This is a genomic window from Devosia sp., assembly GCF_028290435.1.
Taxonomy (GTDB): domain Bacteria; phylum Pseudomonadota; class Alphaproteobacteria; order Rhizobiales; family Devosiaceae; genus Devosia.
Window position 1 is genome coordinate 1 of sequence record NZ_JAQGJV010000064.1, and the last position, 24662, is coordinate 24662.

At 61.9% G+C, this 24662-nt stretch carries 30 protein-coding genes and 1 tRNA gene; 12 read left to right on the forward strand and 19 right to left on the reverse strand.

Annotated elements, in window-relative coordinates:
* A partial coding sequence (locus tag JWP26_RS14285; protein WP_299728883.1) for a GNAT family N-acetyltransferase occupies positions 1–355 on the forward strand: 355 nt, incomplete at its 5' end.
* A 249-nt stretch (positions 356–604) separates the two neighbouring features.
* On the opposite strand, the gene gndA is transcribed toward JWP26_RS14285, so the two are convergent.
* The gene (gndA, locus tag JWP26_RS14290; protein WP_299728886.1) at positions 605–2023 is read right to left on the reverse strand and encodes an NADP-dependent phosphogluconate dehydrogenase; all 1419 of its coding nucleotides are present in this window, start codon (positions 2021–2023) and stop codon (positions 605–607) included.
* Positions 2024–2224: 201 nt separating this feature from the next.
* On the opposite strand from gndA, the gene JWP26_RS14295 reads away from it, so the two are divergent.
* The 3 genes from JWP26_RS14295 (at position 2225) to JWP26_RS14305 (ending at position 3854) form a co-directional block, all read left to right on the forward strand.
* Positions 2225–2995, forward strand: coding sequence for a glucose 1-dehydrogenase (locus tag JWP26_RS14295; protein ID WP_299728889.1), 771 nt, complete (start codon positions 2225–2227; stop codon positions 2993–2995).
* A 9-nt stretch (positions 2996–3004) separates the two neighbouring features.
* A complete protein-coding gene (locus tag JWP26_RS14300; protein WP_299728892.1) occupies positions 3005–3547 on the forward strand; it encodes a gluconokinase in 543 nt (180 codons plus the stop codon).
* A gap of 94 nt (positions 3548–3641) precedes the next feature.
* Positions 3642–3854, forward strand: a complete 213-nt coding sequence (locus tag JWP26_RS14305; RefSeq protein ID WP_299728895.1) for a hypothetical protein — start codon at positions 3642–3644, stop codon at positions 3852–3854.
* Between the two features lie 56 nt (positions 3855–3910).
* On the opposite strand, the gene JWP26_RS14310 is transcribed toward JWP26_RS14305, so the two are convergent.
* The 6 genes from JWP26_RS14310 to JWP26_RS14335 form a co-directional block, all read right to left on the reverse strand.
* On the reverse strand, positions 3911–4363 hold the full coding sequence (locus JWP26_RS14310; RefSeq protein WP_299728898.1) for a CYTH domain-containing protein: 453 nt from the start codon (positions 4361–4363) through the stop codon (positions 3911–3913).
* 2 nt (positions 4364–4365) lie between these two features.
* Positions 4366–5247: a CHAD domain-containing protein gene (locus tag JWP26_RS14315; protein ID WP_299728901.1), complete on the reverse strand. Its 882-nt coding sequence runs from the start codon at positions 5245–5247 to the stop codon at positions 4366–4368.
* A gap of 140 nt (positions 5248–5387) precedes the next feature.
* Positions 5388–6098 carry an outer membrane beta-barrel protein gene (locus tag JWP26_RS14320; protein ID WP_299728904.1) on the reverse strand — a complete coding sequence of 237 codons (711 nt, stop codon included), beginning with the start codon at positions 6096–6098 and terminating at the stop codon, positions 5388–5390.
* Between the two features lie 302 nt (positions 6099–6400).
* Positions 6401–6940 (reverse strand): methylated-DNA--[protein]-cysteine S-methyltransferase, encoded by a 540-nt coding sequence (locus tag JWP26_RS14325; protein ID WP_299728907.1) that lies wholly within the window; start codon positions 6938–6940, stop codon positions 6401–6403.
* Between the two features lie 104 nt (positions 6941–7044).
* A complete protein-coding gene (locus JWP26_RS14330) occupies positions 7045–8313 on the reverse strand; it encodes a DUF763 domain-containing protein (RefSeq protein WP_299728910.1) in 1269 nt (422 codons plus the stop codon).
* Positions 8314–8384: 71 nt separating this feature from the next.
* Complete coding sequence (locus JWP26_RS14335; RefSeq protein ID WP_299728913.1) at positions 8385–8960, reverse strand: TetR/AcrR family transcriptional regulator; 576 nt, start codon at positions 8958–8960, stop codon at positions 8385–8387.
* Positions 8961–9026: 66 nt separating this feature from the next.
* Here JWP26_RS14335 and JWP26_RS14340 point away from each other — a divergent pair, with 66 nt between their 5' ends.
* Positions 9027–9554: a dihydrofolate reductase family protein gene (locus JWP26_RS14340; protein WP_299728917.1), complete on the forward strand. Its 528-nt coding sequence runs from the start codon at positions 9027–9029 to the stop codon at positions 9552–9554.
* Positions 9555–9667: 113 nt separating this feature from the next.
* Here JWP26_RS14340 and JWP26_RS14345 read toward each other — a convergent pair whose 3' ends face one another.
* Positions 9668–9850 carry a CsbD family protein gene (locus JWP26_RS14345; protein WP_299728920.1) on the reverse strand — a complete coding sequence of 61 codons (183 nt, stop codon included), beginning with the start codon at positions 9848–9850 and terminating at the stop codon, positions 9668–9670.
* Positions 9851–9996: 146 nt separating this feature from the next.
* Here JWP26_RS14345 and JWP26_RS14350 point away from each other — a divergent pair, with 146 nt between their 5' ends.
* Complete coding sequence (locus tag JWP26_RS14350; RefSeq protein WP_299728923.1) at positions 9997–10668, forward strand: RluA family pseudouridine synthase; 672 nt, start codon at positions 9997–9999, stop codon at positions 10666–10668.
* Here JWP26_RS14350 and JWP26_RS14355 read toward each other — a convergent pair.
* The 3 genes from JWP26_RS14355 to JWP26_RS14365 form a co-directional block, all read right to left on the reverse strand.
* Positions 10665–10949: a hypothetical protein gene (locus tag JWP26_RS14355; RefSeq protein ID WP_299728925.1), complete on the reverse strand. Its 285-nt coding sequence runs from the start codon at positions 10947–10949 to the stop codon at positions 10665–10667. The genes JWP26_RS14350 and JWP26_RS14355 overlap by 4 nt on opposite strands.
* A 140-nt stretch (positions 10950–11089) precedes the next feature.
* Positions 11090–11467, reverse strand: coding sequence for a Rid family hydrolase (locus JWP26_RS14360; protein WP_299728927.1), 378 nt, complete (start codon positions 11465–11467; stop codon positions 11090–11092).
* Positions 11468–11477: 10 nt separating this feature from the next.
* The gene (locus JWP26_RS14365) at positions 11478–11807 is read right to left on the reverse strand and encodes a hypothetical protein (protein ID WP_299728929.1); all 330 of its coding nucleotides are present in this window, start codon (positions 11805–11807) and stop codon (positions 11478–11480) included.
* Positions 11808–11967: 160 nt separating this feature from the next.
* Here JWP26_RS14365 and JWP26_RS14370 point away from each other — a divergent pair.
* The 4 genes from JWP26_RS14370 to JWP26_RS14385 all read left to right on the forward strand — a co-directional run bounded on the left by JWP26_RS14370 (position 11968) and on the right by JWP26_RS14385 (position 14936).
* Positions 11968–12053, forward strand: a tRNA-Leu gene (locus JWP26_RS14370).
* Between the two features lie 672 nt (positions 12054–12725).
* The gene (locus JWP26_RS14375; RefSeq protein WP_299728931.1) at positions 12726–13268 is read left to right on the forward strand and encodes a hypothetical protein; all 543 of its coding nucleotides are present in this window, start codon (positions 12726–12728) and stop codon (positions 13266–13268) included.
* A gap of 20 nt (positions 13269–13288) precedes the next feature.
* Positions 13289–13837 (forward strand): ImmA/IrrE family metallo-endopeptidase, encoded by a 549-nt coding sequence (locus tag JWP26_RS14380; RefSeq protein WP_299728933.1) that lies wholly within the window; start codon positions 13289–13291, stop codon positions 13835–13837.
* 13 nt (positions 13838–13850) lie between these two features.
* Positions 13851–14936 carry a beta family protein gene (locus tag JWP26_RS14385; protein ID WP_299728935.1) on the forward strand — a complete coding sequence of 362 codons (1086 nt, stop codon included), beginning with the start codon at positions 13851–13853 and terminating at the stop codon, positions 14934–14936.
* 138 nt (positions 14937–15074) lie between these two features.
* Here the strand turns inward: JWP26_RS14385 and gpt are convergent, their stop codons facing one another.
* Positions 15075–15572 (reverse strand): xanthine phosphoribosyltransferase, encoded by a 498-nt coding sequence (gene gpt, locus JWP26_RS14390; RefSeq protein ID WP_299728937.1) that lies wholly within the window; start codon positions 15570–15572, stop codon positions 15075–15077.
* A gap of 157 nt (positions 15573–15729) precedes the next feature.
* Entirely contained in the window at positions 15730–16497 is a 768-nt protein-coding gene (locus JWP26_RS14395) for a competence/damage-inducible protein A (protein ID WP_299728940.1), read from the reverse strand.
* A 166-nt stretch (positions 16498–16663) separates the two neighbouring features.
* On the opposite strand from JWP26_RS14395, the gene map reads away from it, so the two are divergent.
* Both map and radC read left to right on the forward strand, forming a co-directional pair.
* Positions 16664–17500, forward strand: coding sequence for a type I methionyl aminopeptidase (gene map / locus JWP26_RS14400; RefSeq protein WP_299728943.1), 837 nt, complete (start codon positions 16664–16666; stop codon positions 17498–17500).
* Positions 17500–18243 (forward strand): DNA repair protein RadC, encoded by a 744-nt coding sequence (radC, locus tag JWP26_RS14405; protein WP_299728946.1) that lies wholly within the window; start codon positions 17500–17502, stop codon positions 18241–18243. The genes map and radC overlap by 1 nt, the downstream gene beginning before the upstream one ends.
* Here radC and JWP26_RS14410 read toward each other — a convergent pair.
* From JWP26_RS14410 to JWP26_RS14435, 6 genes are all read right to left on the reverse strand, one after another.
* Entirely contained in the window at positions 18240–18974 is a 735-nt protein-coding gene (locus tag JWP26_RS14410) for a cytochrome c biogenesis protein CcdA (RefSeq protein ID WP_299728949.1), read from the reverse strand. The genes radC and JWP26_RS14410 overlap by 4 nt on opposite strands.
* A 92-nt stretch (positions 18975–19066) precedes the next feature.
* A complete protein-coding gene (gene mce, locus JWP26_RS14415; RefSeq protein ID WP_299728952.1) occupies positions 19067–19465 on the reverse strand; it encodes a methylmalonyl-CoA epimerase in 399 nt (132 codons plus the stop codon).
* Entirely contained in the window at positions 19462–21582 is a 2121-nt protein-coding gene (gene scpA, locus JWP26_RS14420; protein WP_299728955.1) for a methylmalonyl-CoA mutase, read from the reverse strand. The genes mce and scpA overlap by 4 nt, the downstream gene beginning before the upstream one ends.
* Positions 21572–21922, reverse strand: coding sequence for an endonuclease domain-containing protein (locus JWP26_RS14425; protein WP_299728958.1), 351 nt, complete (start codon positions 21920–21922; stop codon positions 21572–21574). The genes scpA and JWP26_RS14425 overlap by 11 nt, the downstream gene beginning before the upstream one ends.
* Before the next feature lie 137 nt (positions 21923–22059).
* Positions 22060–24075 carry an acetyl/propionyl/methylcrotonyl-CoA carboxylase subunit alpha gene (locus JWP26_RS14430; RefSeq protein ID WP_299728960.1) on the reverse strand — a complete coding sequence of 672 codons (2016 nt, stop codon included), beginning with the start codon at positions 24073–24075 and terminating at the stop codon, positions 22060–22062.
* A complete protein-coding gene (locus JWP26_RS14435) occupies positions 24075–24656 on the reverse strand; it encodes an HXXEE domain-containing protein (protein ID WP_299728962.1) in 582 nt (193 codons plus the stop codon). Before JWP26_RS14435 ends, JWP26_RS14430 begins: the two co-directional genes overlap by 1 nt.
* Between the last annotated feature and the right edge of the window lie 6 nt (positions 24657–24662).

Below are 24662 nucleotides of genomic sequence, written 5' to 3' on the forward strand. Positions count from 1 at the left end.
CCCCGCCCACGAAGTCTTCGTCGCCGAAGACGAGGGCGTCATCCTGGGCACCTATTATCTGATGGCCAATCGCTCCGGCGGCGGTGCCCACGTCGCCAACTGCGGCTACATGACCGCCCCGGCAGCCCAAGGCAAAGGCGTGGCCCGCGCCATGTGCCAACACTCACTGCTGCGCGCCGCCGAGCGCGGCTTCCGCGCCATGCAGTTCAACCACGTCGTCTCCACCAATACCCGCGCCGTGGCGCTCTGGCAGAAACTGGGCTTCGACATTGTCGGCACTTTGCCCGCCGCGTTTAATCACCCCGTTCAGGGGTACGTGGACAGCTATGTGATGTTCAAGACGCTCACCGGCTGATCCAGCCACGAGGCCGGGCAAGGATCGACCACGAGACAGCCCCATCCACCGTCCTTCCCGCGGACTTGATCTGCGGGCCACTCTCCGCTTACGCCACTTTGGGACGGACCCGCGGATCAAGTCCGCGGGAAGGACAGTGGATACACGTGATTAGGGCCATCGGCCAATCCATCTCAGCCCAAGTACCTGCACAAACAAAAAGGGCCCCGCCAAAGCGGAGCCCTTAAAATCACACCGGCCTGAACCAGCTTATTTGCCCAGCGTACTTGGCCACGTCCCGTGCAAGTCGGCACCACGGCCCACAATCTCAAAACCATGTGCACCGAAGAAATCGCGCTGTCCCTGCGTCAGGTTTGCCGTGCCCTGCGCTTGGCGATAGCTGTCGAAATAGCTCAGTGCCGCCGAGAGGCAGATCATGGGGAATTCGCCGGTCGCAGCCGCTGCAATCACCTTGCGCAGCGACGGATGGCTGTCCTTCATCAACGTCACGAAGTCCGGCACCACCAGCAGGTTGGCATTGCCGCCCTTGGAATAGGCCGCGGCCATCTGGTCGAGGAATCGCGAGCGGATGATGCAGCCGGCGCGCCAGATCTTGGCAATGGTCGCCAGCGGCAGGTTCCAGCCATTCTCTTCGCTAGCCTTGGCGATGACCGCAAAGCCCTGCGCATACGAAACGATCTTGCCGGCGAGCAGCGCCTTTTCGAGGTCTGCCAGGGTCACGTCGGTCTTGGCACGGTTCGGCTTGCCATAAATGGCTTCAGCCGCCACGCGTTCTTCCTTGCGCGAGGAAATAGAACGGGCCGCAACGGCGCCCTCGATTGCCGTCGCTGGCACGCCCATCTGCTGCGCCGCAATGGCCGACCAGACGCCGGTGCCCTTCTGGCCCGCCTTGTCGAGGATCAGTTCGACCAGCGGCTTGCCGGTGTCCTTGTCGATGGCCTCGAGCACATAGCCGGTGATTTCAATCAGGTAGGAATTGAGGGGACCCTTGTTCCATTCCTTGAACACGTCCGACGCCTGCTTCGGCGTCATCCCCAGGCCGTCACGCATCACGCCATAAACTTCGGCGATCATCTGCATGTCGCCGTATTCGATGCCGTTGTGGATGGTCTTGACGAAATGGCCCGCGCCGCCCTCGCCCAGATAGGCGCAGCAGCTTTCGCCATTGAACTGCGCCGCGATCGCGGTCAGCACCGGCTCGGCATTGTGCCACTGCTCCTTGGAGCCGCCCACCATGATGGAGGGGCCGTGCCGCGCGCCCTCTTCGCCGCCCGAAACGCCGACGCCGAGATAGCCGATGCCCTTGGGCTTGAGATAATCGAAACGCCGCTGCGTATCGGTAAAGAGCGAATTGCCGCATTCGATGATGGCGTCGCCCTTTTCCAGGTGCGGCAGCAGGTGTTCAATCATTTCATCGACCGGCGCGCCGGCCTTGACCATGATGATGATCGAGCGCGGACGCTTCACTGCCTGCACAAAATCGGCCAGGTCCGCCTTGGCGATCACCTTGCCGTCGAGCCCCTGCTCCTTGGCCATAGCCACGAATTCATCGATGCGGCCGGCGCTGCGATTATGCACGGCAACCATGTAGCCCTTTTCGGCGATATTCAGCGCCAGGTTCGAGCCCATGACCGCAAGGCCAATAAGGCCGATATCCGCTGTCGACATCCGTAAGTCCTTCCGAGGTCCCAATGCGTCAAGTCGCCGCATGCAATTGCTGTTCGCGGCGGGCGCACATGACCACAAAGCGCGTCTAGACGGAAGTCGAATAAGCGCACTTTTTGGGCATAGCTGCCTTCTTGTATGGCAGGTTGTATTGCCGGATCGCTGCGCCATGGCATAGGGTCGCGCCGATTGCCGGAGGACCGCATGGCCAAGCTTTCTCAGTTCGACTTGACGGGCAAGCGCGCCCTCATCACCGGCTCCAGCCGCGGGCTGGGTTACGCCATCGCAGCGGCCTTGGCGGATGCGGGCGCGTCCATCATTTTGAACGCCCGCGACAACGTCGCCTTGGGCGCCGCCGCCAGCCAGTTGGCGGCTGCCGGGGCCAGCGTCAAGGCAGTTGCCTTCGACGTCACCAGCCGCGACAGCGTCAACGACGCCATCGCCTATTGCGAAGACGAAATCGGCCCCATCGATATCCTGGTCAACAATGCTGGCATGCAGTTTCGCAGCGCGCTGGAGGCCTTTCCCCCCGAAAAATTCGACCAGCTCATCACCACCAATGTCACCTCCGTGTTCAATGTCGGCCAGGCCGTCGCCCGCCACATGATCAGCCGCGGCCATGGCAAGATCATCAACATCTGCTCGCTGATGTCGGAACTGGCACGCCCCTCCATCGCTCCCTATGCCGCCAGCAAGGCTGCCGTCGCCAATCTGACGCGCGGCATGGCCGTCGATTGGGCCAAGCACGGCCTCAACGTCAACGGCATCGCACCCGGCTACTTCGCCACAGAGCTCAACGAAGCCCTGACCAAGGACGAAAAGTTCAACGCCTGGATCGAGACCCGCACCCCTATGGGCCGCTGGGGTGAGCCGCACGAACTCGGCGGCGCTGCCGTTTTCCTCGCTTCCGATGCCGCCAAATTCGTCAACGGCCACATTCTCTACGTCGATGGCGCGTTCACCGCGACGGTGTAGGAGATCATGATGACCCTGACCCCTGCCCGCATCATCATCGTCATGGGCGTCAGCTCATCCGGCAAATCCACCGTCGGCCAGTCGATTGCCCGCCGCCTCCACGTGCCCTTCCTCGACGGCGACGGTTACCATCCAGAGGCCAATGTCGAAAAAATGCGCGCCGGCATTCCCCTCACCGACGATGACCGCTGGCCCTGGCTCGAACGCCTGGCTTTGGCCCTGCACGAAGCCGCCGACAAGAAGGGTGCCGCCGTCGGCGCCTGCTCCGCCCTGCGCCGAAGCTACCGCGAGTATCTGACGAACAAAGCCGGCGAACCGATTCTATTCGTTCATCTCTCCGGCACGCGCGAGGTTATCGCCGAGCGCATGGCCCGCCGTCAGCACGAGTATATGCCCACCAGTTTACTCGACAGCCAGTTTGCAACCCTCGAGCCGCCCGACCCGGCCACAGAGAATGTCCTCGTCCTGCCGGTGACCGATTCGATCGAGAAGCTTACCATGGCGGTGGTCAAGGAACTCGACCACCTCAAGACCTTCAAGCGCTGGCAATAAGCGATCGTGAACGGGCCGTTCACGATTGGTTAGGCCGCTCGGCGCTTACTATGGGTATGGCCGGCAAGACCCGGCCGCCAATCGAGGATGTGACATGAGCAAGCTCTCTCGCACGATCCCGACCGACGCCCGCTCCGGCCGCCCCACGGCGCCGAACCTGCCGGCCTGGATGATTACCAACCTAAGGCATGCCGAAGCCGAACGCCTGACTCCCCAGGCGCTTCACCTCGAATTGCCACCAACGCGCCCTTGGGCCGATGATCCCGTGGACGGCGAATCCGAAGGCATGCTGACCCTCGATCTCTGAGTGGACGCGCCGCGAACCGGCCAATTGCGCCAGTCGATTGCCTGGCCCCTGTGCCTTCAGGCGCCGGCCAGCGCCGAATTGTAATACCGCTCGTCGCCGGTCACGTCCTCGCCCACCCAATCGGGCAGTTCGACCCTGGCGTCTTCGCTTTCCATCTCGATTTCGGCCAGCACCAACCCCGCGTGCCGCCCCTCGAACACGTCGACCTCCCAGTCGCGCCCGGCATAAGGCACCGCATACCGGCGCTTCGCGATCACCTGCTGCCCGGCATGCGCTAGCAGTTCGCGCCCATCGTCCAGCGGCACTTCATATTCATATTCGTCGCGCGAAAATGCCGTCCCACCCGCCTTGATGGTCAGTACAGCGCGCGCATCGTCCAAGATCCTGATCCGCACCGTGACCCCATCCCCGCGCGCCAGATATCCTTGCACAATCCCCTCGCTGCCGCTGGTGGCCCTTCGCCAGGCATCCGAGCTGACCAGAAATTTTCGTTCGATCTCCTTGGCCATCGCTAAGCGTCCGCCAGCGCCCAATAGCGCTGCAGGCGTTCGGTGAGCGCGCCCGGCTTCTCCGCGGCGATCTGCCGGCCCAGCGCAAAAGCCTGCTCCCCAAAGCCATCCTGCCGTTCGTTGGCCAGTTCCATCACCAAATTCAGCGCCGCCGGCGCGCCGGCGACCCGGCCACTCAGCACCTCAACCAGCGCCGCCAGATCGTGGTGTCGGCCCAAGAGATCGGCGAGTTCCGCCAAGAGCTTAATGCGCCCGTCCAGCATGTCGGGCGCATGGCGGCGCAGCAGCAGCATATGGTGACGATGATATTTCGCCTGCTTGCGCCAGGCATGCAGCGTTTCCGGCGAACCATCTTCCGCCGCATCGCGCATGCTTTGCCGCATGCGCCGATACGTGTCCTCAACCCCGCCCGCGATCGCGCCGAACTTCTTGCGCTTCAGCCTCCAGCCCCCCACCCGCTCGCGCATCGCCAGCACCGCCGCGCAGAACTCGCGCAGCAACGCCTGCTCGTCGATTTGCAGCGTCAGCCCCCGGCTGCGTTCGGTCAGCATGTCGCGCAACTGTTCCAGTCCGCGCGCGTCCCGCGCCTCGGCGACCAGGCTATCGAATGTCGCCACCATCACCGCAGCATCGCGCGCCTGCGATAGCCGGGCGGCAATGCCCCTGATTGCGCCGTCCTCGGCCCTGAACGACTTCAACTGCGGCCGCACGATCTGCAACAGGCCGCGCAAATTCTTGCAGCGCCGCCGCAACTGATGCACCGTGGCGTCGAAGTCCGCCTGCGGCGCCGACGCCTCAAGCAGCGCCTTGTCGATCTGCTCGACAGCGATCCGGCGCAGGCCGCGTTCGACATTGCCGTCGTCCGGCTCGAAGGCAAACGACATCCGGCGTCTCCGTGTCAGAATCAACAAGAGCAAAACCCGTGTCCCAGATGATCGGTTGCAGTCCCCGCGCGCCAGAGCAAGCTGCGAAAACGCCGGAGTTCGTAGACCTGCAATGCACGAAGCTCTAAGCTTGCCCTAGTCTAGAAATGGAAGTTCGCACCAGCTTTGACGGTCTGCAGCCGCAGAGTTTCGTTTAGGTCAAAGGCAGCAAATCCTGGCGGGTTCGTAAACACGGTAGCGGTGCCCAGGTCGGTGTAGGCATATTCAGCAAACAGGCTGACATTCTCGAGGACCTTTACTTCAACACCCGCGCCGATAGTGAAACCAATCCGATCGTTTCCATGGAACCCGTCGAATGGAACACCGGTCGCTGTTGTCACTGCCGAAGTGCGGGTTTGACCGAATGCGAGGCCGCCGTGGACGTAGGCGAGGACATCGCTCATGGCGAAGCCCACTTTTGCGCGGACACTACCAAGATCTTTCAGCGAAGATGAGATCGTAATGTCGTTAGCCGCCGGCCCGCTACTCGTGGAGCCCTCAAGACTTGTAAGAGCAAGGTCAACGACGCCGCCGACGACAAAATTGCCCATTTGATAATTGGCGCCTGCCTGCATACCAACAAGCCCGCCGACGTCATCGCCGATATAGGGAAAGCCGAAGCCTGCCGTTCCGTTATATTCGTATCGGCCCGGCGCAACCCCGCCGAAAATACCTGCATAAAATCCAGACCAGTCGGTCGAGGAGGAATTGATCACCAGCACATCGTCATCGGCGGCGAAAAGATCAGCGGCATTCGCGTCAACCGTAAATAAAGAGGCGGCAAGGAATGCTAGACGTGAAAATTTGCTCATGAAATCAACCAAACTCAAAACAACATGGTTTATTATTCATGGCAAACTATAGTAAATACGAGATTAAGGCGGCGAATACGTATCGCCCTCCTACGTCGTGGTATTTGCTGGAATTAGATTAGGGGGCAGTGACCCCTATTCGCGGACATGGCTGCGGGGCGGCGGCTCCGTGCTCAAATACAAAGGATACGCAATGCCATAGCTCCATGCGCGTTATTCACCGCCCAGGTCAGCGGCTACTAAACGGCTCGTCATTCTCGAAGCACCATTTTCGCCCCGCTCTGAAGCAACTGTCCACGGGCCTAAAACCCGAAGGATTGCTGCCCGGTATCCGGCGGCCCGACCTGCACACCCTCCAGCGCCAACATCCGCAACTTCGATGCAGCGCCGCCCGGCGCTGAAAACCCACCCGGTTTGCCGTCGCTGGCCAGTACCCGATGGCAGGGAATGATCAGCGGGATGCGATTGGCGCCCATGGCCTGCCCCACCGCTCGCGACAGGCTCACATCGCCCAATTGCCGTGCCAGCGCGCCGTAGGTCGTGGTTTCGCCATAACCGATCTGCACCAGCAATTCGTACGCTCGGCGGTGAAATTCCGGCAGCCCCTCCAGATCGAGCGGCACAGAAGCGAAATCAACCTGCCCGCCGCGCGCATAGTCGCGCACCATCGCCATCACGCCCTGGATCGCCACCGGCGGCTCGCCCACTTCCGCGCCATGCCGCAACAGCCGCGCTTCCACGCTCTCCCCAGACAGTCCCGGCAGATGCGCCCGAGCAACGCCCGCCTCGGTCCAGCCAAGACCAAACATGCCAAGCTCGGTTTCAAAAACACAGATCTGCATTGGTCCGGTCTACCCTCCTTCGTTCGCCCCCGACAACCCGATATTGACGCGCCGGATGAGGACGCTTTGAGATTCACATCAGGTCTCCTCCCTGAATTCCACTCCTACCGCGGTCCAGCATTCGCCGCCGGCGCAACATCCTCCGGCGGGGGCTCCTGGCCGAACACGCTGCGCCCACCATAACTGTGCGAGCGCCAGCGCTCCTGCGCGATGAGCGACCCCACCGATGGCCCCGTCGCATAAGGCTCCATCAAGCGCGATTGGTCGTCCAGCCGCTTCATCGCATCCAGTGCCTCGCTTTGCCCCAGCTTGGCCTTCTGCACCGCTGACTTCAAAATCCCGATGGTCTCGTCATAAACCTTGATCGGCACCGGAAACGGATGCCGATCCTTGCCGCCATGGGCGAAGGAAAACCGCGCCGGATCGCTGAACCTGCAGGGCGCGCCATGCACCACCTCAGCCACCATCGCCAAGGCTTCTACGGTCCGTGCGCCGACCCCTGGCACCATCAGCAGCTCGGCAAAATCCTTCGGCCCCCGATCCGCCGCCGCTGCCAAGGCCCCATGCAATCGCCGCGTGATCACATCCTTGGGCCGCACATCATGATGCGCCGGCATCACCAGATAGGGCAGCGCCATCTGCTCCGGCTCCTCTGTCTCGGCTTTCGGGTTCATCTTGCCCAGCTCACGCGCAATCCCGTCCGGCCCCAGCGATGCCAGCAGGTCGAGCTGCCCCATGCGCGACGCATCCGCCCGCCGATCCGTCAGGTTGACAATATTGCCTTGCCCCGCCCCTTCGATCGCCGCATGCGGCGCGTCGACAAAACTGGTCAGCCCCTCGGAATGCCAGTGATAGCGCCGCGCCACCCGGCTATCTCCATTCATGCCCTGCTGTAGCACCACCCATTTGCCGTCATCGGTGACGATGAAACTGTGCAGATAGAGGTCGAACCCGTCCTGAACCGCCGCGCTGTCGACCTTGGCCACCAGCCGGCTGGCCTGCCCCAGCGCCACGCCATCTAACCCCACCTTTTCGCCAACCCGCAGCAATTCCACCGGCGTCTGCAGCGAGTGCTTGCCACGGCCGCCACAGACATGAATACCCAATTCGCCCGCCAGCGGCGTCAGCCCGCGCTTCAGCGCCCCGATTACGCTGGTGGTGATGCCCGAGGAATGCCAGTCCATTCCCATCACCGCACCGAACGACTGAAACCAGAACGGATGCGCCAGCCGCGCCAGCAGTTCGTCGCGGCCATATTCCATCACGATAGCCTGGCAGATCACGCTGCCGAGCCGCGTCATGCGGTCGGCCAGCCATTTTGGCACAAGCCCGCCATGCAGCGGCAGATCGGCGCTTCCCGCCCGTTGTCCCATCTCAGCCTCGGACCAAACTTACGCCGCAAGCCTACGCCGCCTTCAACCCCAATGCAAACAAAACAAGAACATTACTTTTTGGCCTTCGTCCGCAGCACCACGGCGCACCAGTCGCGCAACTCCTCCGCAATCACCAAAGCCGGATCGCCCCGCCGCGAAAATGCCCACCAAATCTGCGCACCCTGCCATTGGCTGGCCATAAGCCGGCCCAGCCGCATCTGGTCCACCCAGTCCTGCGTCAGCCGCCGCCCCAGCGCCAGCGCCAGTACTTCGCCCCACGCCGTGCCCCGCGCGCGCAATACCGGATCGCGCATGTCCTCGCGTAAGATCAGCAGCCCCTCGGCATAATCGGTCTCGCCCGTGCCGGTCGGAAACATGCGCACCAGCATGGCTATGGCGCCTTCGACGCTTACCGGTTGGTCCCGGTCCGCCTCCGCCGTAAGCGCATCCAACTGGTCCCAAGCTCGCACCAATGTGGCCCGCAGAAACGCCTCCTTGTTCGGATAACGCTGCACCAAAGTGGCCGGCGACAATCCCACCGCCTTCCCCACCGCGGCAAAAGTCAGTGCCTCCGGCCCGCCCCGATGCATCACTGCGAGAGCTGCATCCAGGATCGCCTCATCCGTCACCGTCCGTGGCCGCGCCATGCAAAATCCATTTGTAAACGAACGTTCATTTATATATTCTAACCACCTTACCAAAGGAGAATCCCGATGGCTAGAATCCTCGGATATATCGCCGCCAGCCTCGATGGCTTCATCGCCACGCCGGACGAGAATCTCGACTGGCTAATGCAACAGCCGGACCTGGACCTTGGCGAACACGACTATCGCCACTTCATCAAAACCATCCGCACCGTGGTCATGGGTCGCGCCACCTACGACTGGATCGAACGCTTTCCCGGCCCTTGGGACTACGCTGACCAGCGCGTCATCGTCGTCACCTCGCGCCCCATCGAAAACCCCAAAGGCCCGCTCGAAACCCGCTCCGACCTAAGCGCCCTGATCGACGAGTTGCGCGCCCTTGATGACGGCGATGTCTGGATGCTCGGCGGCGGCAAACTGCAGATGGAATTCATGGCGCGCGGCGCGCTCGACGAAATCGAGATTTACGTCATTTCCGAGATCATCGGCGGCGGCATTCCCCTGTTCCCCGCCACAGGCGCTCGCCTCAGCCCCAAGCTGATCTCCGCCCAGGCAATCGGCCCCGCCTGCGCCCGCCTGCATTATCGCTTCGGCTAGAGGACACGCCTCAGCCTGGTCACCAACCACAGCGTCATTTCGCGGCATTGCAATGACTGTTGCAAACGAAAAAGGCCGCCCCGAAGGGCGGCCTTTTTCATCCTGCTATGACCCTAGCGCTTCAGCGCGTCGCCGGCCTTATTTTTGACGTCGCCGACCTTGGACTGCACCTTGCCGACAGCCTTGTCGGCTTTGCCTTCAGCCTGCATCTTGGTGTTGCCGGTGAGGCCGCCCACTGCGTCCTTGATGGCGCCCTTTGCCTGCTTGCCGGCGCCGTCAACTTGATCTTTATTCATCTGGAATTCTCCTCGGGGTTTTCCTGCCGATACAACAGGCAACCCGCCGGGACGTTGCATTACAAATTTGTTACGCGTCCAAATTCAGGATCGGTTGTGACCGCGCGCAATCTGTCCTTGCCGGCCAAACCCTGCTAACAGGCGCCATGTCCGGTCCCATGCCCACCCTGCTCGACTATTTTCCGCCGCTCGAACCCTATCTCAATCTCATCTATGGCGATGACGATTTGCTGGTCTTCGACAAGCCCAGCGGCCTGCTCAGCGTGCCCGGCAAGGACCCATCGCTCTGGGACAGTATTCGCCACCGCGCCCGCCAGAAATGGGCCACGGCCGAAATGGTGCATCGCCTCGACAAGGACACATCCGGCATTATCCTGATGGCGCTGAACAAGCGCGCCCATGGCAAGCTCGGCGCCCAGTTCGAAAACCGCCTGACGCAAAAGAGCTACGTCGCCCGCGTCTGGGGCAATGTGGAGGCCGACGAGGGCCTGGTCGATCTCCCCCTCGCCAGCGACTGGGATAACAAGCCCCGCCAGAAGGTGGACGCCGAAACCGGCCGCGCCTCTCAGACGCAATGGAGCGTCATGGAGCGCGAGGGCAACGCTACCCGCCTGCGCCTCATCCCCCTGACCGGGCGCACGCATCAGCTCAGGGTTCACATGAAGGCCATCGGCCATGTGATTCTGGGCGATGCATTTTACGCCGATCCCGAGGCCTTCGCGGCCGCCGATCGCCTCCAGCTCCACGCCGCCGAACTCAGCTTCACCCACCCCACCACGGGCGAACTCTGCCACTTCACGGCGCCGGTGCCGTTCTAGGCTTCCCCCAAATACCCCACTTCGATGCGGTGGAAATACTCCCCCGCCTTCATCGTATCGAGCCACTTGCGGAACCCCGCCACATCGGCAAATCCCGCCCGCCTCGCATCGGCATCGCTGACATCATTGGGCGACATTTCGTCCATCGCCTTGATCGCCAATAGCCCCTCCTTGGTCTTGAGCGTCCCGCCCGGCCTGACGCTCGGCCGGCTCCAGCGCCGGAAGACCAAGTCGACCTTTCCCGCCTTGATCTCTTCCAAAAGTTCGCGTTTCAGCAGCATCGGCCTGGTCCCTGATCAATTTCCCCGCACCATGCCGCCGCGCGAAACGCCACACAACCGCCGATCCGGTTTTCCACCGCCACGGCGAATGCGGCATTCTCGACTATATGGAAGCCAAATATGTCGCGACGGCGTTCTGACTAGCCCAGGATTGCCGTCGCCAGTATTTCCACCCGCAGCCCGCTGGCGAGCAATTCCTTGACCACCACCGTCGCCCGCACCGGATACGGCTGTTTGAAGAACTCCGCATAAACCGCGTTCATTCCCTTCGCGTCCGCCTTGTCGATCAAAAACACCTGCACCTGCACGACATTGGCCAGCGTCCCGCCGGCCGCGCGAATGGCAATCTCGAGGTTCTGGATCGTCCGCCGCGTCTGCACAACGATGTCGCCATCGACAATATCGCCGCTCACCGGGTCTTCGGCGATCGCCACCAGCCAAACCTGCTTTCCGGCCCGAATGGCGTCATTCACCGGCGATGACGATGGCGCAATGCCGGTTTCGATCCGCTCGATCATGCTCATCTCCTCAGACATAACCCAGCGCCGCGAACTGCTGCTGGAACCAGAAATACCCCGCTGCCGTCAGCGCCGCCGCGACGATGAACAGCACCCATCCGGTCACGGTGAGGTTGCTGTGCTGCGCATTGCGATACTGTAGCCGCTCGCCGGCCACGACGAACCCGACACCAAAGATGATGCAGAGCGGCACCAGGATGAAGGCCTTGAGCTGATAGCTCACCTCCGGCGCGCCACTCTGCGCCTCCTGGAGCGGCAGCCAAAGGAAAAACCATCCCACCGCGACCCCGATGGCGATACTCGCCAAGCCGCCCAGCCGTAATTTCAGATCCTGCACCATCATAATTTCCCCAATAATCCTATGGCCTCACTGCCATGCGCGGCTTTATCGGGTCAATTATGAACCGTGTCCGAACGCGCTTGATCGCGCCGACAATGGTAGCCTCCGATTGCCAGATTTTCCCCAGTGTGACAAACAACCCCCGTCGGCTAACCGGCTTGCGGGCGTGGTGGAATGGTAGACACACAGGACTTAAAATCCTGAGGGGGTATCCCCGTGCGGGTTCGAGTCCCGCCGCCCGCACCAGATGCCTGGAGACATCAGCTGGCTTGAGCTTCAGCACGTCTCGGCAAGCCACGGATGCGGAGCGCCGACATGGATCGTGCCCGCGACCTGACCAGCGATTAGACGGCTACCGGCGGCGCGCAATACCTTCGGATCATGTGGACGTCACGAAACGCCGCCCGGCCATTGGCGTCGCGGAGACACGGTGTAAAGCGGCTTTCGCCCCGAGGGCTTGCGCCCCCAATTTGGTAGTTGAAGAGGCGAAAGCCGCTTCACACGATCTGGATTTCCCGCATGCGCATCGAGCGGCCGCCCTTTCGGGTTGGACGATTACGTCCGGCCGGTTGTCAGCGTCCACGCTCGTGCCTGGGCGACCCCATGCAAGCCAGCTTCCCGCCCAGCACTTCGTCGGTGCCGCGTGAGCGGCGGGAATGGGGAGATCATAATGGAGGAGCAATGTGCGGGGATAAGTTTTTGCACAAGGACTCAGGGCTGCCACGCGCACCATCCGGCACGGCTGCAGTCGAGCACCGCCTTGCCAAATCACACAAACTTAAAGAGAAGTCGCTATTAGGGTACGCTGTTCTGATAGACAAAATGCGCCGTCGAATTTTCGGCAGCCCTATTGATATGTTCTTCATATGTTCCTACGTTGGCACGATGGAACTTGGCCATAGGCATTGTGTTTGATTGATGGGCAAAATCGCTGCGATCATACTTGGCGCGATCATTGGTGGGTTCGCTGCCTGTGCTGCGCTTGTGGCCTGGTTCGGTTGGGGTGTGCCCGGGAAGGGTACGATCGTATATCTTGACCCAACAAGGGCCGACTACGTAGACCTGCTACTTACGGTTGCGACGATCGTCCTTGGTGGCGTTAGCCTTACAGTGACGGTGGGCGCGCTGGTGATAGGTCTGGTTGCGTTGAAGACTTTGCGGGAGATCAAAGACGAGGCGGCAAACGAAGCTAAAGATGCTGCAGCAGGCAAAATAAACCAGACAATGGCGACTGAACTTGAGCCAAACGTCAAGGCTAAGGTGCAAGAGGCGCTTCCGCCGGCGATTAAGGCAGCGTTGCTGAGTGACGAATTGGGTCACAAGATTATGAGCGAGATGGCCCAGCGAGGCGAACTCGATGAGGTGCTTGAGCGTGTGGCAATGCGGATGCAGGGCGGCGGACCTGAGTTAGACCCAGACAATGCTGACCCATACGCAGATGATGAAGGCAAGAAGACCTAGCAGGACAGGAGGGAGATAAATTGGACGTAAATATGCACAACATGACAGCATCTAGCGACTGGGAAATTAAGTCGCCTTCCCGCGAATTTCTGAACCTCACTCCCGAGGTGCGAGAAAGTATCGATGAGTATCTTTCCGAGAACCCGGTAAAGCTTGGCGCAATAGCAAATAGACTTGGCGTAAAGGTTCTACTTTCCACACTGCCGCGCGGAACCTCCGGCCAAATCGGCCAGGAGGACGGTGATTTCGTTATCCGCATAAACCGGCACGAAGCCAAGCATCGTCAACGCTTCACGCTTGCCCATGAGCTTGCTCACTTTCTACTTCACCGTGATCTAATAGTGGCTGAGGGCGGGTGGTCTGAGAACGTATTGCTGCGCTCGGGCCAACCGGCAAACGTTGAGTATGAGGCCAACCGGCTCGCCTCCGACCTTGTGATCCCCTCCGCCAAACTTGCAGAAGCGACCGCGGAATACTCGGGACCGATGACTAGCGAGGTCATTGAGGACCTTGCCCGCCGCTTTGGAGTATCCACCGCGGCGATGGAAATTAAACTCCAGATGGCGTGAGGGAGCGGTGGGGATGGAGGTTCACGAATACCTGGTTACCTTGGGCGTTCGCCCTGCAGAACTTAGTGGTTTGAAAGAACTGCCAGGGGGCACAAAGGACCGCATCACCCCATTGCTTTTGCTTGCACCGTGGCTCGCAACGACACCGCTATCAAGAGCGCTTGATAAGTTTGAGGAGTCATTTCCCTCCCGCCCCTACTTCGTTGACGTCGACACTTATTACCGCGTCAACGATAAGCCCAACGATGCCAAATTGATGTGGGAGCGGTTAGCCCATAAGCCAGCCGACCTTGCGGAATGGTGGAAGCTCTTAGCTGAATACCCGAACGCAAACCCGTGCCTCCTTATGGCGGAGCAGCCAATTGAAAGGGTTAGGGATCAGATAACCTGGGCACGCGAGAATAATAGGACATTCTGCCTGAGGATAAACCTCGCGGAGGGTATTGGCTCCGGCATTCCGCCTTGGATGCCCGCTCTGGTGGATGAGTTGGCACGGGAAGGTGCCAGCGATTACGCTGTTGTATTTGAATTCGGCTGGGTCCTAGATCCGTTGCTGATGGCAGCGGTTGCGAGTGGCTATACAAACACCTTTTTCGCCACGATTCCCCAAACTATCCCGGTGGCAATATCTTGCACGTCCTTCCCCAAGGACTTCACCTCCTACAACGGCACGGACGAAGTTGGGTTTACTAATCGGGATTTGATTGCTCAGGTGCAACGGTCAACCAACCACCCGAGGATCATCTACGGAGATTGGGGGACAACAAGACCTCGGAGCTATGGTCACGCAAGTCAGCCCAAGAACCGGATCGACTATCCGACCGACAACTCGTGGATTTTCGCTCGCGACGACGACCAAAGTGTGGACTTTCAGACAGCCGCTGCGCGGATTACGAACAGCGACCAATGGTCGGGTGACTTGGGTATTTGGGGCGAGCAACTCATAGAGGGCACAGCGGCTGGGCAAGCTTTCGCTATCGATACTATGCCCAAGATGTATGCGTCGCGTATCAATATACACCTGCATCGCCAGGCATTTTATGGCCACCTGCCGCCGCCTAACGCATTGGATGAAGAGTGGAATGATGAAGACCTGTAAAGTTTAGCGGCGGTCCGCCGAGTTGTTGGATGCGCTGACGACCCTCAGGAATTCATGCTGCCGCTATGAACGACCGACACGGGGCGCGAAGGAGAAGCATTCGCGCCCTCTGCGTGGGATCGTAGGTCGACCACAGACCTAGTCCGTGCCGCCACCGATCGGCGCGGCATACGCCACATCCAGATCCCACGGGAAGAAAATCCAGGTGTCCTGGCTGACTTCGGTGATGAACGTATCCACCAGTTCGCGTCCCATGGGCTTGGCATAAACCGTGGCAAAGTGTGCGCCCGGCAGCATGTCGCGCACGACGCGGGCCGTCGAGCCGGTATCGACGAGATCGTCAACGATCAGAATTTTGCCGCCCTTTTTGGCCAGGTCGAGGATCGGCTGGCTGATCGGCTTGAGCACCTGGATGCCGCTTTGGTTCTGGTGGTCATAGCTTTTGACCGCCACGGTTTCGACGGTGCGGATATTGAGTTCGCGCGCCACGATGGCTGCCGGCACCAGCCCGCCCCGGGCAATTGCCACCACGGCATCGAACGTGCCGATCCCCGTCAATCGCCAGGCCAGGGCCCGGCTATCGCGGTGGAACTGGTCCCAGCTGACCGGAAACGACTTCTGGTTCGGATTGTTCACGCTCGTGTCTCCTGCAGTCGCCCCCACCGGCGAAGAACGGCTCATAGCAAACTCAACGCCCGCCGCCAAATGCTTAGCGCATCGTGCGGAAAAGTGGGAACCGGTTTTCCGCGTAAAAAGATGCGCCAGCCAAGAAGCGAGTGCACCGCAAGGCGCACTAGTCTTCGGGCGGCGCGATCCCGGCCTTTTCATGCGCCGCCGCCACCATGGCGCGCACCTTTTCCACCGCTTCCTCCAGCCGCGCCGCATCGGACGAGCGCAGCACCAGCTCGGTCATCAGGCGGCCTTTGCCCATCTGCGGATAGCTGCCCATTTTCACGTCCGGATACTGGTTCTGCAATTCGCCCAGCGGCCCGCCCACCGTGCCCTCGCCCACCGCCGCCTTGACGGTGATCGACAATACCTTCTTGCCGCCCTTTAGCGTCGGCACCAGCGCCTCCAGCATGGCGCGCATGATCACCGGCACGCCGGCCATCACATGCACATTGCCAATACGAAATCCCGGCGCCGCGCTCACCGAATTGACGATCAGGTCCGCGCCCTCGGGAATCCGCGCCATGCGCAGCCGCGCCTCGTTGACCTCGGTGCCGGTCTCTTTCCACCGCGCTTCCAGCAAGGCTCGCGCCTGCGCATTGATCGGCAGCGCCACGCCGAACGCCTTGGCGATGGCGTCGGCGGTGATGTCATCATGCGTCGGCCCGATGCCGCCCGTGGTGAACACATAGGTATAGCGCTCGCGCAGCGCGTTGACCGCCGCGACGATATCGTCGGTCTCGTCCGAGACGACCCGCACTTCCTTGAGATCGATCCCCAGATCGGTGCAGAAATCGGCGGTGGCCCCGATGTTCACATCCTTGGTGCGTCCCGACAGGATTTCGTCGCCGATAACGAGCAGGCCCGCGGTAACCGATGGGGAGGAGGTCATGATGTTGCCGTTTTGAGGAGGTGCCCCATGGATGCCCCTGCCCGCTCGCGCCGTCAAGCAAGGCATGCCGATTTTAAGGCCTGCATTCAAGGACATGTGCCCGCGCTGGCTCTTTCAATCGCCGCGCGCAGCGATTACCTTCGGCTGTGCCGCTCCGGAGTCTGCCATGATTACTTACGTCGATGCCCCATCCAAAGCCCGCCGCACTGCCGGCGTCATCCCGCTGCATGGCGAGGAAGGCTTTGCCGGCATGCGCAAGGCCGGCGCGTTGACCGCATTGGCGCTCGACGTACTCACCCCCTTTGTCGAGCCCGGCGTGCCCACCGCAACCATCGACAAGATTGCCTATGAATTCGCCCGCGATCATGGCGCCGTCCCCGCGACAGTGTTCTACAAGGGCTATCGCCACTCGCTCTGCACCTCGATCAACCACGTCGTCTGCCACGGCATTCCTGATGATCGCCCACTGCGCGAAGGCGATATCGTCAACATCGACCTGACTTTGGTGGTCGATGGCTGGCATGGGGACTCGAGCCGCATGTACCCAGTCGGCGAAATCACCCGTAAGGCCGAGCGGCTGATCGAAGTCACCTACGAGAGCCTCGCAGCTGGGCTAGCCGCCGCCGTTCCTGGCAACACCACCGGCGATATCGGCGCCGCCATCCAGACCTATGCCGAGGGCGAACGCACCAGCGTGGTCCGCGATTTCGTCGGCCACGGCCTGGGCAAGCTGTTCCATGACGAGCCCAATATCATGCATTTCGGCACCCCCGGCACCGGTGTGCCGCTCCGCCCCGGCATGATTTTCACCATCGAGCCGATGATCAATCTCGGCCGTCCCCACGTCAAAATCCTCTCCGATGGCTGGACCGCGGTGACGCGCGACCGCACGCTCTCGGCCCAGTGCGAGCACTCCATCGGCATCACCGAAACCGGCCACGAGATTTTTACCCTTTCGCCGGGCGGCATTTTCAACCCGATGGCGCCGGCGAAAGCCGCCTGATGGCTCCCCGTTCGGAGACGCCGCCGGGCAGCCTGGGCGAAAGCCCGTTTATTCCCATTGCGGACGAGGCGCCCGACAATGCCGGCCACCGCCAGCGCGTCCGCGAACGCTTCCTCAAGCTGGGCGGCGACGCCTTCGAGGATTACGAATTGCTGGAACTGGTGCTGCAACTGGTCGTGCCCCGGCGCGATACCAAAAAGCTCGCCAAAACCCTGCTCAAGGAATTCGGCTCGTTCTCCGGCGTGTTCTCCGCCGCCCCCGAGCGCCTGGCGAAAATCGATGGCCTTGGCGACACCTCGGTCGCCCACATCAAGGTGATCCAGTCCGTCGCCGTCCGTTTCGGCCGCGACCGCATCAAACTGGAAAAGCCGCTGCTGGCGTCCTGGTCCGAACTGATCGACTATTGCCGTGCCCAGATGGCTTACGAGAGCATCGAGCAGTTCCGCATTCTCTTCCTCGACAAGAAGAACCGCCTGATTGCCGACGAAGTGCAACAAACCGGTACCGTCGACCACACCCCGGTCTACCCCCGCGAAGTTATCAAGCGCGCGTTAGAACACTCCGCCACGGCCTTGATCCTGGTGCATAATCACCCCTCTGGTGACCCGGCTCCATCCTCCGCCGACGTCCGCATGACCCGCGAAATCACCGACATCGCCAAGCCCCTCGGCATCACGCTGCACGATCACATCATCATCGGCAAATCCGGGCATGCGTCGCTGCGGGGGCTGAAGCTGCTCTAGCCAAAACTCTGGAGCACGGGAAAAGTCTCCTGAAACCAGTACGACATCCGGGCAAAATTCCCCGTCAGGAACAACACTCCCGCCACCACCAGCAGTGCACCCATCACCCGCTCGACCGTCCGCAAATGCCGCTTAAAGGTGTTGAAAAACGTCAGGAACGGCCCGATGGCAATCCCGGCCAGGAAAAACGGGACGCCCAGCCCCAGCGAATAGACCGCGAGCAGTGACGCGCCTTCCAGCGCGCTATTCTTGCTTGCCGCCACGGACAGGACAGCCGCCAGCACCGGCCCGATGCACGGCGTCCAGCCGATGGCGAAAGCCAGCCCCAGCAGAAACCCGCCGACCGGCCCGCTCGCCACGCCCGGCCCGTTGTGCCGTATCTGCCGGTCCAGCAGCGCGATCCGGAACACCCCGAGAAAATGCATCCCCATGGCGATGATCATCAGCCCCGCAATCGGCGTCAGGATCGGCAGCAACTGCCGGAATGCCTGCCCGAACGCCGTCGCCGTCGCCCCCAGCGTCACGAACACCACGCCAAAGCCGAGGATAAAGAACAGCGAGGTGACCATCACCTTGCGCTGCAGCGCGCCGGGGCTGGCGCCCTCGGTGCGCAACTGGTCGAAGCTCGCCCCGCTCATATAGGTCAGGTATGGCGGCACCAATGGCAGCACGCAGGGGCTAAGGAAACTCAGCACCCCGGCCCCGAACACGGTAATCAGCGAAAACTCCAACGCGACGCTCCCCGCAATTGCCCGCCCTATGTATCCCCTGTCCCCCACAAAGCAATGCGCGCTCCGGTCGCATCGCCGGTTTGTGAAGGTGGCTAGACCTCCTCCAACTCTATCAGCGTCCCATCGAAATCCTTGGGATGCACGAACACGACCGGCCGCCCATGCGCGCCGATCTTGGGTTCGCCCAGCACCCTCGCCCCGCCCGCCACCAGCTGGTCCGCTGCCGCCGCCAGGTCTGGCACCTCAAAACACATATGGTGCATGCCACCGCCCGGATTCTTGGCCAGAAATCCCGCTATCGGCGACCCCTCCCCCAACGGCTCTAGCAGTTCCACCTTGGTGTTGCCGGTGTCGATGAATACAACGGTCACCCCATGCTCAGGCAGCGTCTGCGGCGCACCGACGCTGGCACCGAGCAGGTCGCGGTATCTGGCGGACGCAGCCGCAAGGTCAGGCACTGCGATTGCGATATGATTGAGACGGCCGATCATCGATTGCTCAGCCTCCCCTCAATCTGGCTCAACACCGAAAACGCCGCCGACAGCACATTGGTCCCCGGCCCGAAAATCGCCGCCACCCCGGCTTCGAGCAAAAACTCATAATCCTGCTCCGGGATCACCCCACCGACGATCACCGTAACCTCGCCCAGATCACGATCCCGCAGCGCCCCGATCAGTTCCGGCACCAGCGTCTTGTGCCCCGCCGCCAGCGACGACACCCCCACCGCATCCACCGCCAGTTCATCCACATGCGCCGCCACTTCCGGCGCCGTCTCGAACAACTGCCCGAGATGCACCTCAAACCCCAGATCGGCAAACGCCGACGCGATCACCTTGGCGCCGCGGTCATGCCCATCCTGCCCCATCTTGGCGATGAAGATCGAGGGCGCCCGCCCCCGCGCTGCCTTGAAACTGGCGATATGCCCCGCGATCGACGCGTATTCCGCGTCCCCCGCATACCCGTCGGCATAAACGCCCGATATGACCCGCGTCACCGCCGAATGGCGCCCGAACACATCCTCCAGCGCCGCGCTGATCTCCCCGAGCGTCGCCCGCGCCCGCGCCGCCTCTATCGCCGCCGCCAGCAGATTGCCCTCATCCTTGGCCGCATATTCCCGCAACGCCGACAGCATGGACTGGCACTTCGCCTCGTCCCGCCCTCGCCGCACCTCAGCCAGCCGCGCGATCTGCTCCTCGCGCACCTTGGCATTGTCGATCTGGCGCACCTCGATGCCATCCTCGACATCGAGCCTATACCGGTTGACCCCGACAATCACGTCCTCGCCCCGGTCCACCCGCGCCTGCCGCTGCGCCGCTGCGGTTTCAATTGCCAGCTTCGGCCCGCCCGCCTGCACGGCCTGGGTCATGCCGCCCGCCGCCTCGACCTCCCCGATCAGCGCCTTCGCCCCCGCCACCAGTTCCGCCGTCAGCGCCTCGATATAATACGAGCCCCCCAACGGATCGACCACATCGGTCACCCGGCTTTCATGCTGCAAAATCAACTGCGTATTGCGCGCGATTCGACTAGAAAATTCGGTCGGCAACGCAATCGCCTCATCGAACGAATTGGTATGGAGGCTCTGCGTTCCCCCCAACACCGCCGCCAGCGCCTCGATGGTCGTGCGCACGATATTGTTGTGGGGGTCCTGCTCGGTCAGCGACACCCCCGAGGTCTGGCAATGCGTACGCAGCATCTTGCTGCGCGCATCCTTCGCCCCCAGCCCGGTCATGATTTCGCTCCACAACTGCCGTGCCGCCCGCAGCTTGGCGACTTCAAGGAAGAAGTTCATCCCGATGCCGAAAAAGAAGCTCAGCCGCCCCGCAAAGGCATCGATATCCAGCCCCCGCGCCTGCGCCGCCCGCACATAGTCCATGCCGTCGGCTAGCGTAAAAGCCAGCTCCTGCACCGCCGTCGCCCCGGCCTCATGCATGTGATAGCCCGAAATCGAGATCGAGTTGAACTTGGGCATATGCTGCGCCGTATGGGCAATAATATCCCCCACGATCCGCATCGAAGGCTCCGGCGGATAGATATAGGTGTTGCGGACCATGAACTCTTTGAGGATGTCGTTCTGGATCGTCCCCTCGAGCTGGGCCTGGCCCACCCCCTGCTCTTCCGCCGCCACGATGAACATCGCCAGCACCGGGATCACCGCCCCGTTCATGGTCATGCTGACGCTCATCTGATCGAGCGGAATCCCCTCGAACAGGATTTTCATATCCTCGACGCTATCGATCGCTACCCCGGCCTTGCCGACATCGCCAACCACGCGCGGATGATCGCTGTCATATCCTCGATGCGTCGCCAGATCGAACGCGACGGACAGCCCCTTCTGCCCCTTCTCCAGCGCCTGCCGATAAAACGCATTGCTCTCCCGCGCCGTGGAGAAGCCCGCATATTGCCGGATCGTCCACGGCCGGTTGGCGTACATGGTGGCGCGAACACCACGGGTAAACGGCTCGGCGCCCGGCACTTCGGCGCCCTCTCCAAAATACACCGGCTTGACGCCAATCCCGCCATAGTCGCGGTCGAGCGAAGCAACCGGCGTATCGCGAAGTTCCTTTTGAGCGAGGCTGGCCCAGTGTGCGAAGTTGGTGTCACTGGGCATCGGATGGCTCCTTCGCCAATGCGGCAAGAACGGTGGTGTAGACGCCTTCAGGATTGGTCATGACGTCTAAATTAGTGAAGCGAAGGACCTGATAGCCGCGTGCTCTGAGATAACTGTCTCGCTTGCTATCCTTCAGCAATCCTGCATCTGAAAAGTGAGTATCGCCATCAATCTCGACAATGAGCTCAGCGTGATGGCAGGCGAAATCAACGATATAGGGTCCAAGCGCTACCTGCTTGCGAAAGTGGTAGGCGCCGGTGCGTAATGGCTCAATCAATCGCCAGAAGCGAACCTCGGCGGGCGTAGGATTTTTTCGAAGGCGCTGTGCAACTGTGGGCATCGCTCACCCCCTCCCTTCCCTCCCCGCAAGGGGGAGGGTGAACCCTGTGGGTTGACGAGATGTTGCAAAAAACTCGATGTCACCCTCCCCCTTGCGGGGAGGGCTAGGGAGGGGGTCCTTCGCCAAACACCCTACCATCACACCGCCTCGAACTCGACCATCACCTGGTCCACCGCCAACACTGCGCCCGCCGCCACATGCACCTTGCTCACCCGCGCCCGCTTCTCGGCCTTGAGCACATTCTCCATCTTCATCGCCTCGACGATGGCCAGCACCTGTCCGTCCTCGACAATGTCGCCCTCGACCACATCCACCCGCACCACCTGCCCCGGCATCGGGCACAGCAGGAACCGGCTCATATCGGGCGGCACCTTGATCGGCATGAGCGGCAGCAGCGCGGCGATATGCGGGCGCACCACCATCACCTTCAGATCGGCCCCGCTATAACGAATGCGGAATCCCGAGGTCGTGGCATTGACCTTGAGCACGCTGGCCGCGCCGCCCTCCCACTCGATCCGGGCAATGGTCCGCCCCGGCTCCCAATCGAACCGCGCCACCGCCGCCACCTGATCGAACAGGTTCAGCTCCCACGTGCCCTCCGGGTCGAGCCGATGCAGCTTGAGCGCAATCTGCTCGCCCATTATTACCACTACCCACTCGCCATAAACCTCGGTGGAATGCCCAAGCGCCGAGCGGCTGACCTGCCCCTTCCGGTCCTCCACCACCAATTGCATCATCGCCGCCGCCGCTGCGACCTCGAACACCCGCCCGCGCGGCAACACGGCGCCGGTAAACCCGTCCGGAAATTCCTCGGCAATATACCCCGTCGTCAGCCGTCCCTCGCGGAACCGCTCCTGGTCCATCACCGTCGACAGGAACGGCAGGTTATTGCCCACGCCCTCAACCTCAAAACTGTCCAGCGCCGTCGCCATCGCGTCGATCGCCTCCAGCCGCGTCGGCGCCCAGGTGCACAGCTTGGCGATCATCGGATCATAGAACGTCGAGATCTCCCCGCCCTCGAACACCCCGGTATCGTTCCGAACCGCCACCACATCGCTGGCAAATTCCTCCGGCGGCCGATACCGCGTCAGCCGCCCGGTGGATGGCAGGAAGTTGCGATACGGGTCCTCGGCATACAGCCGGCTCTCCATCGCCCAGCCATTGAGCTGCACCCCGTCCTGCGTGAGCGGCAAAGCCTCGCCATTCGCCACGCGCAGCATCAGCTCGACCAGATCGAGCCCGGTGATCAGCTCCGTCACCGGATGCTCCACCTGCAGTCGCGTATTCATCTCGAGGAAGTAGAAATTGCGCTCGCCATCGACGATGAATTCCACCGTGCCGGCGCTGGTGTAACCCACCGCCTTGGCCAGCGCGACCGCCTGCTCCCCCATCGCCTTGCGCGTCGCTGCGTCGAGAAACGGGCTCGGCGCCTCCTCGATCACCTTCTGGTTGCGCCGCTGGATCGAGCATTCCCGTTCGTTCAGATACAGCACATTGCCATGTTGGTCGCCGATCAGCTGGATTTCGATATGCCGCGGCTGGGTGACGAATTTCTCGATGAAAATCCGATCATCCCCGAACGAACTCGCCGCCTCCGACTTGCTCCGCTCGAACCCCTCGCGCGCCTCCGCATCGTCCCAGGCGATCCGCATCCCCTTGCCACCGCCGCCGGCCGAGGCCTTGATCATCACCGGATAGCCAACCTGCCGCGCAATGGTCACCGCCTCGTCCGTATCGGCGATCAGCCCCATATGCCCCGGCACGGTCGACACCCCCGCCTCCGCCGCCAGCTTCTTGGAGGTAATCTTGTCGCCCATCGCCTCGATCGCCTTGACCGGCGGCCCGACGAAAATGATTCCCGCCGCCTCCAGCGCCTCGGCAAATTTCGGGTTCTCGCTGAGGAAACCATAACCCGGATGCACCGCCTCCGCGCCGGTCTGCCGGCACGCGGCAATGATCTTGTCGATCGACAGGTAGGAGTCCTTGGCGGCGGACGCGCCGATGTGCACGGCCTCATCGGCCATTCGCACGTGCAACGCCTCGCGGTCGGCATCGGAATATACCGCGACCGTGGCGATGCCCATGCGCTTGGCAGTCTTGATCACCCGGCAGGCGATTTCGCCGCGATTGGCGATGAGGAGTTTGGAAAACATCAACTGACCTGCCTCGAAAGACGCCGCACATTGCTCAACACATAGGCCTGGATCGCGATATGGATGAGCACCGCAACGGCGATCGCCGTCACCTGCTCCGCCATGGTCACCGCGCCGGTCGTCGCATTCACCGCCCAGCTCCCCGCCACGCCCAACGGCAGGAACAGCACGATCGACGTCACCAGCCCCGGATTGTATCCCCGCGTCACCACGGCCTGCACCACATGCACCAAGCTATTGGCTAGCATGGTATAAAGCGCGATCAGTCCCCAACCCATCCCCACGCTCGCCGCCAGAGCGAAGGCCAGCGCATTCACGCCCCACACGCCCGGCACATTGATGACGAACACCGCCGCCACCGGCAAGACATCGTGCCCCTTGCCGAACATCTCATTGACCTTGGCCCGAAACCGATCCGCATCATGCTCTTCATACTGGTGCAGCATGTAGACGGGAATGGTCAGGAATACCGCGGTCAACGGCCAAGACCACCCAGTGGTCAGCACTGGCGTGAGGGCCAATAGCAGGACCCCGGCGAGCGAACCGCCATAGACCCAGTTGCGGATGAGACGACCTAGCATCGACGC

What these genes read in the sequence shown, in the direction of transcription:
- JWP26_RS14385 (WP_299728935.1), top strand. Translation starts at nt 13,851, where the DNA reads ATGGAGGTTCACGAATACCTGGTTACCTTGGGCGTTCGCCCTGCAGAA.
- JWP26_RS14330 (WP_299728910.1), bottom strand. Translation starts at nt 8,313, where the DNA reads ATGGGACAACGGGCGGGAAGCGCCGATCTGCCGCTGCATGGCGGGCTT.
- JWP26_RS14375 (WP_299728931.1), top strand. Translation starts at nt 12,726, where the DNA reads ATGGGCAAAATCGCTGCGATCATACTTGGCGCGATCATTGGTGGGTTC.
- JWP26_RS14320 (WP_299728904.1), bottom strand. Translation starts at nt 6,098, where the DNA reads ATGAGCAAATTTTCACGTCTAGCATTCCTTGCCGCCTCTTTATTTACG.
- JWP26_RS14295 (WP_299728889.1), top strand. Translation starts at nt 2,225, where the DNA reads ATGGCCAAGCTTTCTCAGTTCGACTTGACGGGCAAGCGCGCCCTCATC.
- JWP26_RS14315 (WP_299728901.1), bottom strand. Translation starts at nt 5,247, where the DNA reads ATGTCGTTTGCCTTCGAGCCGGACGACGGCAATGTCGAACGCGGCCTG.
- mce (WP_299728952.1), bottom strand. Translation starts at nt 19,465, where the DNA reads ATGATCGGCCGTCTCAATCATATCGCAATCGCAGTGCCTGACCTTGCG.
- JWP26_RS14355 (WP_299728925.1), bottom strand. Translation starts at nt 10,949, where the DNA reads ATGCTGCTGAAACGCGAACTTTTGGAAGAGATCAAGGCGGGAAAGGTC.
- JWP26_RS14325 (WP_299728907.1), bottom strand. Translation starts at nt 6,940, where the DNA reads ATGCAGATCTGTGTTTTTGAAACCGAGCTTGGCATGTTTGGTCTTGGC.
- gndA (WP_299728886.1), bottom strand. Translation starts at nt 2,023, where the DNA reads ATGTCGACAGCGGATATCGGCCTTATTGGCCTTGCGGTCATGGGCTCG.
- JWP26_RS14395 (WP_299728940.1), bottom strand. Translation starts at nt 16,497, where the DNA reads ATGACCTCCTCCCCATCGGTTACCGCGGGCCTGCTCGTTATCGGCGAC.
- JWP26_RS14365 (WP_299728929.1), bottom strand. Translation starts at nt 11,807, where the DNA reads ATGGTGCAGGATCTGAAATTACGGCTGGGCGGCTTGGCGAGTATCGCC.
- JWP26_RS14310 (WP_299728898.1), bottom strand. Translation starts at nt 4,363, where the DNA reads ATGGCCAAGGAGATCGAACGAAAATTTCTGGTCAGCTCGGATGCCTGG.
- scpA (WP_299728955.1), bottom strand. Translation starts at nt 21,582, where the DNA reads ATGCCCAGTGACACCAACTTCGCACACTGGGCCAGCCTCGCTCAAAAG.
- JWP26_RS14430 (WP_299728960.1), bottom strand. Translation starts at nt 24,075, where the DNA reads ATGTTTTCCAAACTCCTCATCGCCAATCGCGGCGAAATCGCCTGCCGG.
- map (WP_299728943.1), top strand. Translation starts at nt 16,664, where the DNA reads ATGATTACTTACGTCGATGCCCCATCCAAAGCCCGCCGCACTGCCGGC.
- JWP26_RS14425 (WP_299728958.1), bottom strand. Translation starts at nt 21,922, where the DNA reads ATGCCCACAGTTGCACAGCGCCTTCGAAAAAATCCTACGCCCGCCGAG.
- radC (WP_299728946.1), top strand. Translation starts at nt 17,500, where the DNA reads ATGGCTCCCCGTTCGGAGACGCCGCCGGGCAGCCTGGGCGAAAGCCCG.
- JWP26_RS14435 (WP_299728962.1), bottom strand. Translation starts at nt 24,656, where the DNA reads ATGCTAGGTCGTCTCATCCGCAACTGGGTCTATGGCGGTTCGCTCGCC.
- JWP26_RS14335 (WP_299728913.1), bottom strand. Translation starts at nt 8,960, where the DNA reads ATGGCGCGGCCACGGACGGTGACGGATGAGGCGATCCTGGATGCAGCT.
- JWP26_RS14350 (WP_299728923.1), top strand. Translation starts at nt 9,997, where the DNA reads ATGTCCGGTCCCATGCCCACCCTGCTCGACTATTTTCCGCCGCTCGAA.
- JWP26_RS14305 (WP_299728895.1), top strand. Translation starts at nt 3,642, where the DNA reads ATGAGCAAGCTCTCTCGCACGATCCCGACCGACGCCCGCTCCGGCCGC.
- JWP26_RS14340 (WP_299728917.1), top strand. Translation starts at nt 9,027, where the DNA reads ATGGCTAGAATCCTCGGATATATCGCCGCCAGCCTCGATGGCTTCATC.
- JWP26_RS14345 (WP_299728920.1), bottom strand. Translation starts at nt 9,850, where the DNA reads ATGAATAAAGATCAAGTTGACGGCGCCGGCAAGCAGGCAAAGGGCGCC.
- JWP26_RS14300 (WP_299728892.1), top strand. Translation starts at nt 3,005, where the DNA reads ATGACCCTGACCCCTGCCCGCATCATCATCGTCATGGGCGTCAGCTCA.
- JWP26_RS14360 (WP_299728927.1), bottom strand. Translation starts at nt 11,467, where the DNA reads ATGATCGAGCGGATCGAAACCGGCATTGCGCCATCGTCATCGCCGGTG.